Annotated in this window: 11 protein-coding genes and 3 tRNA genes; 2 read left to right on the top strand and 12 right to left on the bottom strand. The window is 71.9% G+C overall.

The annotated features are described in order from the left end of the window. Nucleotides 1-127: 127 nt before the first annotated feature. The 3 genes from V3N99_08555 to V3N99_08545 form a co-directional block, all read right to left on the bottom strand. Nucleotides 128-958, bottom strand: a complete 831-nt coding sequence (locus V3N99_08555) for an abortive infection family protein (protein ID MEO3936793.1) — start codon at nucleotides 956-958, stop codon at nucleotides 128-130. A 763-nt stretch (nucleotides 959-1721) separates the two neighbouring features. After that, nucleotides 1722-1795 (bottom strand) — tRNA-Phe (locus V3N99_08550). Between the two features lie 152 nt (nucleotides 1796-1947). Next, nucleotides 1948-2778 (bottom strand): SDR family oxidoreductase, encoded by an 831-nt coding sequence (locus V3N99_08545; GenBank protein MEO3936792.1) that lies wholly within the window; start codon nucleotides 2776-2778, stop codon nucleotides 1948-1950. A gap of 47 nt (nucleotides 2779-2825) precedes the next feature. Between V3N99_08545 and V3N99_08540 the strand changes: the two genes are divergently transcribed. Both V3N99_08540 and V3N99_08535 read left to right on the top strand, forming a co-directional pair. Further along, nucleotides 2826-3194: a DUF202 domain-containing protein gene (locus V3N99_08540; protein ID MEO3936791.1), complete on the top strand. Its 369-nt coding sequence runs from the start codon at nucleotides 2826-2828 to the stop codon at nucleotides 3192-3194. Further along, the gene (locus V3N99_08535; protein MEO3936790.1) at nucleotides 3191-3508 is read left to right on the top strand and encodes a DUF202 domain-containing protein; all 318 of its coding nucleotides are present in this window, start codon (nucleotides 3191-3193) and stop codon (nucleotides 3506-3508) included. Before V3N99_08540 ends, V3N99_08535 begins: the two co-directional genes overlap by 4 nt. 66 nt (nucleotides 3509-3574) lie before the next feature. Here the strand turns inward: V3N99_08535 and V3N99_08530 are convergent. From V3N99_08530 to V3N99_08490, 9 genes are all read right to left on the bottom strand, one after another. Next, nucleotides 3575-3648: transfer RNA gene (locus tag V3N99_08530), tRNA-Asp, on the bottom strand. Nucleotides 3649-3697: 49 nt separating this feature from the next. Then, nucleotides 3698-3770 (bottom strand) — tRNA-Glu (locus tag V3N99_08525). A gap of 75 nt (nucleotides 3771-3845) precedes the next feature. Beyond that, a complete protein-coding gene (locus V3N99_08520) occupies nucleotides 3846-4898 on the bottom strand; it encodes a PHP domain-containing protein (protein MEO3936789.1) in 1053 nt (350 codons plus the stop codon). 24 nt (nucleotides 4899-4922) lie between these two features. Then, nucleotides 4923-5651, bottom strand: a complete 729-nt coding sequence (locus V3N99_08515) for a hypothetical protein (GenBank protein ID MEO3936788.1) — start codon at nucleotides 5649-5651, stop codon at nucleotides 4923-4925. Beyond that, the gene (locus V3N99_08510; GenBank protein ID MEO3936787.1) at nucleotides 5648-6190 is read right to left on the bottom strand and encodes a SigE family RNA polymerase sigma factor; all 543 of its coding nucleotides are present in this window, start codon (nucleotides 6188-6190) and stop codon (nucleotides 5648-5650) included. The genes V3N99_08515 and V3N99_08510 overlap by 4 nt, the downstream gene beginning before the upstream one ends. Nucleotides 6191-6292: 102 nt before the next feature. After that, nucleotides 6293-6988: a hypothetical protein gene (locus V3N99_08505; protein ID MEO3936786.1), complete on the bottom strand. Its 696-nt coding sequence runs from the start codon at nucleotides 6986-6988 to the stop codon at nucleotides 6293-6295. A gap of 87 nt (nucleotides 6989-7075) precedes the next feature. After that, nucleotides 7076-7651, bottom strand: coding sequence for a peroxidase-related enzyme (locus V3N99_08500; GenBank protein MEO3936785.1), 576 nt, complete (start codon nucleotides 7649-7651; stop codon nucleotides 7076-7078). 12 nt (nucleotides 7652-7663) lie between these two features. Beyond that, nucleotides 7664-8245: a TMEM165/GDT1 family protein gene (locus tag V3N99_08495; protein MEO3936784.1), complete on the bottom strand. Its 582-nt coding sequence runs from the start codon at nucleotides 8243-8245 to the stop codon at nucleotides 7664-7666. A gap of 237 nt (nucleotides 8246-8482) precedes the next feature. Then, nucleotides 8483-9766 (bottom strand): hypothetical protein, encoded by a 1284-nt coding sequence (locus V3N99_08490; protein MEO3936783.1) that lies wholly within the window; start codon nucleotides 9764-9766, stop codon nucleotides 8483-8485. Nucleotides 9767-9978: the final 212 nt, after the last annotated feature.

Here is a 9978-nt window from a genome sequence, read left to right as displayed (position 1 = left end):
GCGACGGGTGCGCAGATCCCAACGGCGTCGTGATGCGCCGGCTACCCGTCGCCGCTCGATTAGCTCGCCGCGGGTTGTGCGCCCCGCGTCGGTGTTCCCGGGTATCGGAGCACGCAGGCTGAGCTTCCTAGGCGCCGGGCGCCCTACCGAGCATCGCCAGCATGTAGTCAGCGACGCTGCATGCTTCGCGGACGACCAGCATCGCGAGGTCTTCAGTGACGCCGGTAGGCAAAGTTCGCCCGTGGCCTACCCCTTGTAGGTTTCGCAGCGTGTTGACCTGCGAAGCAATGGCCCATGTGGACTGGTGAATCTCTCGGATGGCTTCCCAGCCAGGCAGGTCTTGATCGACCTGCGTGGGCAGGATGCCAAGCCTCTCCCGCGCAATGTGCCAGAGCGCCGGATAGGCGATGTTCGCAGGGACGGGCATCCCAAGCTCCTCAAGAACGAACTTGGCGACGGCCTCGAGGAGGTCCTTGGCCTGGCCGATAAGCAACCCGGGGTCGGAGGTTGAGCGGCGGATGCGTGCGACCATCTCGTCGAGGGCTTCGCGGCCGCCGGAGTCGATGTCAACGCCGGCGAATGGGTGGAGGTGCCCGGTGTCGTCAAGTCGCCAGCCAACGGCGCCGAGAGCGCGGCGCAGCTGCCGTTCGTCGTCCGACTTCTGGACATCGTCAGGATCGCCAATGAGGCTCTTCCGGCGGAGGAGGCCAAGCAGGCCGTCGACGAGCTGCCGGGCCCGGGCAGGCGAGCGTTGGGCTTCGCGGAATGCCCCGAGGACACGGTCCTGCTTGTTCGGTCCCTGCCCGACACTGGGCCTCACGTAGTTGTCGGAGTATCCCGACTGCGTCAGAACGCGCGTGACATCCGTGTGGGAAGGCCCTGCTCCTCCGTAGAAGAACTGAGCCACGGCACCCGCCACGTCATCGGTGAGCGGGCCTGCGGAGAACGCTGCGGACACTATCGGGCTCCTTGTGCTCGGTGGGGTGCAACCACGGAAACGGGGTCAAGGCGGCTCCTCGTGGCGGGCGGCCTGCGCCGGAGCCGGTCAACTGCAGGGAGTTGCAGTCGATCCGTGGCGCCGGCGGCGATGTCCTCGTTGACAATTGCGGTGTAACTACGACCCCGGCTGGCCGCGGGCGTCCGTGCGGGCGCGGTCTACGGTATCGCCCGGCCAGTAACGGTGCCCGGGACTCTTTGCAGCAGTCTGCGAGGAGCCAGAAGTTCTCCGCAATCAGAGGGTGGGCGAGGGGCATCCCGGGGAGGAGGGACAACACCTTCGAGGGCTGGCGCGTTAAGACTTCCGACGACGAACCCAGGAGGTCTTCGCAACCCCAAGGAAGTCCGCGACGTGCTCAACCAGAAGGTCGGCGGCCTCCTCGGGTGCACCGAGAACACCGAGGACTATCAAAGCCACAGCAACTGGCCACGGCTCGACGGACAACTCCCGGGACTAATGCGTCCGAGCAGCGCCGCGCCCCTCCGTTGGCTCGCGAAGACCGCAGGTTGCTCCGTCACAGCGGCGACGAGTTCGGCCGTCTACGGCCGATTCTGCCCTTAGACGAACTATCTCGACGCCAAGACGTCGTGCAACATCTCGTGCAACATCTCCCGGCGATTCGCGGCGATCCGGGGTCTCTGACGGTCAGTCGGCTTACGGCGGCACGCACCGCCGGGACACACAAAACCGCAGGTCACAGGCCTGTGACCTGCGGTTTTGGGGGTGGCCAGGGGCGGGGTCGAACCGCCGACCTTCCGATTTTCAGTCGGACGCTCGTACCAACTGAGCTACCTGGCCGCGTACAGGGCACCAGGGCCTCGCACGAGAGAACCGGACGAGTCCGGCTCGCCGAAACTATACCGGAGGCGAGGAGGTGCGCCGTACGGGCACCGATGCGTCCGCGTCACGGGGGCCAAGAAGCCGCCGCGACGCGGACGCAGGGGGCCGGCTCAGCCCTGGGCGAGCTGCGCGACGTGGTCCCACTGCTCCCAGGTCTCGATCCGCGAGGCGTAGTCGGCCTTTGCGATGCCGAGCGGGGCGGCGCCGAAGAAGACCCGCAGCGGGGGCTCGTCGGCGTCGACGACCTGCAGGATCGCGGCCGCGGAGGCGGTCGGGTCACCGGCCCCCCCGGCGCCGACGCGGGCCTGACGCTGACGCTGCATCTCTTCCTTGGCCTCGGTGTAGGCCGGGAGCCCCGCGGAGTGCTTGGCCGACGCGCCGCCCCAGTCGGTGGCGAAGCCTCCCGGCTCGACGATCGTCACGTGGATGCCGAAGCGGGCGACCTCGCCCGCCAGGGCCTGGCTGAAGCCCTCGAGGCCCCACTTGCTCGCGTGATAGAGCCCGATGCCGGGGAAGGCCGAGATCCCGCCGATCGACGACACCTGGATGATGTGGCCGGAGCCCTGCTCGCGCAGGTAGGGCAGCGCCGCCTGAGTGACCCACAGGGCGCCGAAGAGGTTCGTCTCGATCTGGTCGCGGGCCTCGGCCTCGGAGACCTCCTCGATGAAGCCGAAGTGGCCGTATCCGGCGTTGTTGACCACGACGTCGAGCCGTCCGAAGTGGTCGTAGGCCGCCTTCACGGCCGCGACGTCGGCGTCGCGGTCGGTGACGTCGAGCGGCAGCGGCAGGAAGGCGTCTCCATACCGTGCGGTGAAGTCGTCGAGGGTGCTGGTGTCGCGTGCGGTGCCCGCCACGCGGTCGCCGCGCTCGAGGGCGGCCAGGGCCCACTCCCGGCCGAAGCCGCGCGAGGTGCCGGTGATGAACCAGGTCTTCTGTGTCATGCCCTCGACGGTACGACTGCGCGAGCGCGCCGGACATACTGGGGGCCATGAGCAGCCCCGAGCGCCGGTGGCCCGGCTGGGTCTACGACGAGGGTGACGAGCCCGACCCCCGCTTCTCCTTCGCCAACGAGCGCACCTTCCTGGCCTGGGTGCGCACGGCGCTCGCCCTGCTCGCCGGTGGGGTGGCGCTGCAGGCGCTGCCCCTGACCACCGCGCCGGGCCTGCGTCGCGTCGGGGGTGCCGTGCTCGCGGCGCTCGGGGTGCTCGCGGTCGTCGCCGGATGGGTGCGGTGGGCCACCGCCGAGCGGGCCATGCGCCGCCACGAGCCGATGCCGGGCTTCGCCGTCGCCGGGTCGCTCGCCCTGCTGCTCGTCGTGGCCGCGCTGACCGTGCTCGTCGTGACCCTCGCGCCGTGAGCGCGACCCCCGGGCTGGCGGTCGAGCGCACGACCCTCGCCTGGCAGCGGACGGCGCTCTCGCTGCTGGGGGTCTCGCTGCTGCTGGCGCGGCTGGCCTACGAGCGGCTGGGTCCGGCCGTGCTCGTCGTCGTCGCCGTCAGCCTCGCCCACGTGGTCGGCCTCCTGCGCGGCCTGCGGCACCGCCAGCACGCCCGCCTGGGCACCTCGACGAGCCGTCGGCCCCCGATGGCGGTCGGGACGCACGCCGCGCTGCTGTCGCTCCAGGTGACGCTGCTTGCCGCCGTCGTGGTCGCGGCAGCGCTCGCGGGTTGACCCCTGCCCCGGATGCCGCCAAGCCGACGAGGAAGGGCCCGTCACCGAAGTGACGGGCCCTGAGGGCGACCCCGACCGGGCTCGAACCGGCGACCTCCGCCGTGACAGGGCGGCGCGCTAACCAACTGCGCTACGGGGCCAAACTGGGTGGTGCTGGTGGTGCTGCGTGCGGATGGTGCTGGTCGTGCGTATCCCCAACGGGATTCGAACCCGTGCTACCGCCGTGAAAGGGCGGGGTCCTGGGCCGCTAGACGATGGGGACCCGGGTCCGTCGAGGACTTGTAGGAGCATAGGGGATCGTGCGGGGGGCCTCCAAATCGCCCGCTCGCCCCCGGGCCTACCGCCCGGCGCGGCTCCAGGCGAGCACGCGGTCGACCGGCCAGGTCGTGACGATCCGGTCGGCGTCGATGCCGAGGCGCTCCGCCCGCTCGCAGCCGTAGGCCTTCATGTCGAGCTGCCCGGGGGCGTGCGCGTCGGAGTCGATGGTGAAGAGGCAGCCGATGTCGCGGGCCAGCTCGATCAGCTCGTCGGGCGGGTCGCACCGCTCGGGGCGTGAGTTGATCTCGACCGCCGTGTCACCGGCCAGGCACGCCTCGAAGACGGCGCGCGCGTCGAACTCCGACTGCGCACGGGTGCCCCTCGAGCCCTCGACGAGGCGTCCGGTGCAGTGGCCCAGCACGTTGACCCGCGGGTCGGAGACGGCGGTGACCATCCGCCGGGTCATCGGCTTCGACGCCATCTTGAGCGTGGAGTGCACCGACGCCGTGACGACGTCGAGCCGAGCCAGCATCTCGTCGGTCTGGTCGAGGCCGCCGTCGTCGAGGATGTCGACCTCGATACCCGACAGCAGCCGGAAGCGGTCACCCAGCGAGGTGTTGATGGCCGCCACGACGCCGAGCTGCTCGCTGAGCCGGGCCACCGACAGCCCGTGCGCGATCTTCAGGCGCGGCGAGTGGTCGGTCAGGGCCAGCCACTCCTGCCCCAGCTCGACGGCCGCGAGCACCACCTCGTCGATCGGGCTGCCCCCGTCGCTCCAGTCGGAGTGGCAGTGCAGGTCGCCGACGACCGCGGCATACAGGGCTTCGCCGCCGCGCGTCAGCGGCTCGGACTCCTTCTCCTGCAACGACGTCAGGTATGCCGGCACCACGCCTGCCGTCGCCTGCGCCACCACCGCAGCGGTCGCGTCACCGACACCGGCGAGCTCGGTCAGCGTGCCGGCGGCGGCTCGCGCGGCCAGCTCGTCGTCCTCCAGCCCGGCGACGACCCGGGCCGCCTTGCGGAAGGCGTCGATGCGGTAGCTGCCGGCGCGCGACCGCTCGAGGAGCAGCGCGATGCGGCGCAGCGCCTCGACGGGGTCGACCGGGGCGGTGAGCGGCTCGAGCAGGATCACCGCGTCAGTCTCGCAGGGGTGGGCTCAGCCGGCGGGCAGGAGGGCGACCGGGGTGCCGTCGGGCAGGAGGCCGCGCGCCAGCTCGAGCGCCGCCGGGTCGGGCGTGGGCAGCGTGATCTCGACCCGGGTGGGGTCGGAGAGCAGGACGACCGATCTGGCGTCGTACGGGGGAGCCGTCAGCCGGGCCCGCAGCTGGTCGACGAGGGGGGTGAGGTCGCCCGCGGGGCCGGACGGGCCGGTGGCGACGCCGCTGGCGAAGGGCACGGCCTTCGAGACCGCCGTGGGGGCGGACCCCAACGTGCCCCGGGCAGCCCCGGCTCCGGTCGCCGCCTGCTGCGGGGCGCCGGCGGCGCTCCCCGCGGCGTCGAGCGCTGTGCTCTCCGAGCTGGTGGAGGCCGACTGGCGGAACAGCTGCGGGAGGGCGGGCACCGCCACGGCGCCGAGCACGACCGCGGCGGCCACGCCCACCAGCACGCGCGGCCACCGCCGACGGGTCAGCGGCACCAGCACCGTCGGCGTCGGCACCGGCGCCGGCGATTCCTGTGGCTCGTCGTCGGGAGTCACCCCGGAAGCTGCGTCGGGATCGGAGCCGGTGACCTCGGCCTCGGCGGCGCGCCCCGCGGCGACGGCCAGCGCCGCGAAGTCGCGGGCCGGGGGCGGGGTGAGGTCGTCGACCTGGTGCAGCCGCCGGCGCAGCTCACGACGCAGGCGCAGGGCCTCGGACGAGTCGTCGGCGGGTGGGGTGGTGGTCATGAGGTCACCTCCTCGTCGCGGGCGCCGTCGGGCGCATCGAACGAGGTGTCGAGGCGGCCCCGCAGGCTCGCCAGCGCCCGGGACAGCCCGCTCTTGACCGTGCCGAGCGGCAGGTCGAGCTCCTGGGCGATCTGCGGTACCGTGAGGTCCTCGTAGAACCGCAGCACCACCATCACCCGCTGGCGCTCCGGCAGCTGCGCCAGGAGGGTCTCGAGGGTCAGGCCGAGGGTGGGGTCGGCCTCGACCACCGGTCGCTCGGGCACGTCGTCGACGACGATCTCGCGCCCCCACTTGCGGCGGTCGTTGAGGTGGGCGCGCAGCATGGTCGTGCGCGTGTAGGCGAACGCGGCGTGGGGTGAGCTGATGCGCGGCCAGGCGACGTAGACGCGGGTCAGCGCCTCCTGCACGAGGTCGTCACCACCGGCCCAGCTGCCGCACAGCAGGTATGCCGTGCGGCGCAGGGCGTCCTGACGCTCGATCACGAAGTGCATGAAGTCCTCGTCGTGCTCCCGGGGGCCGGGGTCGCTGGGGGACGGCATGGTCAACGCTCCCCTTCGCGCCCACGGCAGTGGTCACCCTGGAAGACACCCGACACGGGTCGCATCGTTGCACCCCGGTCCTCTCGGGTCGTCGGACAGTCTCTAGGAGGCGGCGACCGGGCCGTAGCTGTCCCGGTCGACGGTCGCCAGGCAGTAGCCGGCGCGCCCTCCGCTGACCTTGACCGTGACCGCGCCCGGACCCTCCATGCCGCGGGCGATCTTCCCGCCGCCGGTCAGCCAGACCGCCACGGGCGCGGTGGTGCGGAAGGTGAGGCTGGCTCGCGTCTGGTCGCCCACCCGACGGCACGACAGCACCACGTCGCTCACGACCCCCGGCCCCGGACGGGGGGCAGTGGAAGGTGGGGCGGTCGGCACCTGGGTGACCGCCGGGGCCGGGGTCGACGGTGTCGACGGGGCCGCCGGTGCGGCCGTGAAGGTCGGCTGCTCCGGCGGAGGCAGGTCGAGCGTGGGGCTCGGCACGGGCGCGGGGGGCGGCGACGTCACCAGCGTGGTGACGTCGGTCGTCGGTGTGGAGTCGTCGGTCGCTGTGGTCTCGGCGTCTGCGGGGGTCTCGGTGGAGAGGGCGCTCGCGATGGAGTCGGCCGCTGCCCCACCGGCCCCGCTCGGGCCCGGTGCCGCGCCCGTGACCGAGATCATCCAGATCGTCACGACCACAGCGAGCGTGCCCAGCCCCGCGGCGGCGGCGATCGCGATCACCGTGCGTCGGCCCTCGCGCCGGCCGTCGTCGTCGCCACCGTCGCCACCGGCCAGGGCGCCGAGCTGGTCGATCTCGTCCATGTGGTGCCCGGCCCTTCGTGTCGGTCCCCGGGTGAGTTCGGTTCAGGATAGGCGAGGCGGGACACCGCTGGCGCGCTTCTGGCCGGATCAGGCCGGGCGCGGCACCCGGCCCATGAGGTAGAACTCGGGGTTGGGCATCATCCCGGTGACGCTGGCGACCCGGTTGGACAGCCCGAAGAACGCCGTGATCGACATGATGTCCCAGGCGTCCTCGGCGTCGAGGCCGTGCACCGCCAGAGCGTCGATGTCGGACTGCTCGACCTCGTGGCTGCGGGCGTTGACCGCGTGCGCGAAGTCGAGGATGGCCCGTTGACGAGCGTCGATGTCGGCGGTGCGGTGGTTGACCGCGACCTGGTCGGCGAGCAGCGGCTGCTTCTCGTAGATGCGCAGCAGCGCGCCGTGCGCCACGACGCAGTAGGTGCAGCGGTTGGCGCCCGAGATGCTCGTGACGACCAGCTCGCGGTCGCCCTTGCTGAGGTGCGACTCCGCCCGCAGCATGATCGCGTCGTGGTAGGCGAAGAAGGCCCTGAACTCGGCCGGACGCCGCGCGAGCATGAGGAAGACGGTCGGCACGAAGCCGCTCTTCTCCTGCACGGCGAGGATGGTGTCGCGGATGTCGTCGGGGACGTCGTCGATGACGGCCAGGGGGTAGCGGGGCTCCATGCCCTCAGCCTGTCACGCCCGGCTGGCGATGCCCTGCACGAGCAGGACGACCCCGAAGACGACGAAGGCGGTGGCAGCGCCGATCTTGATGACTTTCTCAGGAAGATTCTTCCCGAGCACCCGCCCGATGATGATGGCGAGCGCGTCGGCGGCCACCATGCCGACGGTGCTGCCGAGCCAGACCCCGAGCCAGTTCTGCTGGGCGGCGAGGGTGATGGTGGCGAGCATGGTCTTGTCGCCGAGCTCGGCGAGGAAGAAGGCGACCCCGACGGCGACGATCGCGGCCCCCTTGCTGGTGCGGGCCTTGTCGGCCTCGGCGTCGGTCAGCTCGTCGCCGCGCAGCGTCCAGGCGGCGAAGGCGAGGAAGGCCACGCCCGCGATGATCGAGATGATCCACTGATAGCTGGCGAAAGCCGTGCCGATGAGCAGGCCGATGCCGACCGAGGCCAGGTGCACCAGGGCGGTCGCGGCGGTGATCCCGATGAGGACGTCGCGGGTGCGGTAGCGGGTGGCGAAGGTCATCGCCATCAGCTGGCTCTTGTCTCCGAGCTCCGCAACGAAGATCACGGCGGTGCTGAGCAGAAGGGCGTACATGTCGGTGTCTCTCCTTTGCGGCCCGGCCGCAGAGTCTGAAGACGACACCTGACGGCCAGGCACGTCCGGTGGGGGTCGTGGATCTGGCCGAAAGTCTCGTCCGCCACCCGTGGGTGACCCACCGCACCGGGCTGCTCGGTCATCGAGCGCGCCAGTATGTCGACACGGTGGCAGGAGGACTACTCCCTCTCGCTGGCTCGAGGGTACACGGCGATCCACGCACCGGGGGTGCCGCGCTCAGCGTTCGGCGGCGGCATCCCAGACGAAGACGTCGGGGTCGCCGTTCGTGTCCACCGCGACGAGGGTCGTGGCGAAGGAGACGAAGGCCAGGTGGGCGCCGTCGGCCGAGATGGCGACGTCCTGGGTGTAGCCCGACTCCGAGTCACCCTGCGCCCCTGCGGTCGAGACCGACACCCGGGTCGTCGTGCTCCGGGAGAGGTCCCGGCGGAAGACGTCGACGAAGCCGTTGGTGTCGTGGGGGACCAGCTGAGCAGACCTCGAGGTGAAGAGGGCCACCGACCCGTCTGCGGAGAGGGCGACGACGTCGCTGCCGAGGGCCGCGCCACCCGTGGTGCTCTGCGACAGCAGGGTCGCTCGCCCGGTGACGCGGTCGAGGCGGTAGGCGTCGAGGTCACCGTTGTCGTCGCGTGGGTCGAGGGCCTCGTCGGTGGCCAGCGCCACGTAGCGACCGTTGCCCGAGAGCTGCCAGGAGGTGAGGGTGTGGCGTGGGTCCAGCCCCGGGACCCGGCGGGCCGCGGTGCTGTCGAGGCTGCGCACCCACAGACGCACCCGGTCGTCGAGCCCGAGGGTGGCGAAGAGCACCGACCGGCCGTCGAGGGCGAGGCGTGGCTCGAACGCCGCAGCGACGGGCCCCGCCCCGGTGGGCAGGACGGAGGCGCGGCGCACGGTGCCGCTGCGCAGGTCCCGGACGTAGACGTCTTCCGCCTTGTCCGTGTCGTCCGGTGAGAGGTTGGACGCGGCCGTCTGGAAGGCCACGAGCCGGCCGTCGCGCGAGACGGACGGGAAGAAGCAGGGGCGGTTGGCGGGGCGGCCGCTCGGTGTGGCGGACACCAGGGTCGTGGTCCCGGCCCAGAGGTCCCGGGCGTAGATGTCAGTGCTGGTGTTGGTGTCCTGGGACACGAGTGCGGCCTCGGTGCTGAAGAGGACGACCCGCCCGTTGGCCGACATCGTCGCCTCGGTGCTCGCGGCCGGGACCTGCGCGCCCGAGGAGTCGACCGACGCACGGACGGTGGTGCCGGCGAGGCGGTCACGGACGAAGACGTCGGGCTGGCCGTTCGTGTCGCCGGCGACGAGGTCGGGCGAGAGCGAGACGAAGGCGACGTACCGGCCGGAGGACGAGACCGCCGGGGCCTCGGGGAAGCGGGTGCCGTTGCGCGCCTGGCTCCCGTCGTCGGCGACCGACACCCGCGACACGCTGTACGCAGCCCCCGGCGCGGTCAGGGTGGGGCCCTCACCCGAGGCGGCGGCCGCGGACGCCGCGGGCGCGATCACGGCCGCCACGAGAGCGAGGGTGAGCCCTCGCCTTCGGCGCGGGGCGGCCGGGTGGTCGGGGCGGCGTGGGCAGAGAGGGCGGAGTGGGCGTGGAGACGCCGACGTGGTGGTGGACATGGGCTCTTCCCGGTGGTCAGCCCCCTGCATGGTCCGTGCAGCGAACGCCCAGTCGACGTCCAGCCGACACGCTAGTCGTGAGGACGGAAGGGGACCACCCTTTT

Source organism: Dermatophilaceae bacterium Soc4.6 (assembly GCA_039889245.1).
Lineage (GTDB): Bacteria > Actinomycetota > Actinomycetes > Actinomycetales > Dermatophilaceae > Lapillicoccus.
Note: the sequence above shows the minus strand (reverse complement) of the source record. Positions and strands in the feature narration are given on the sequence as shown.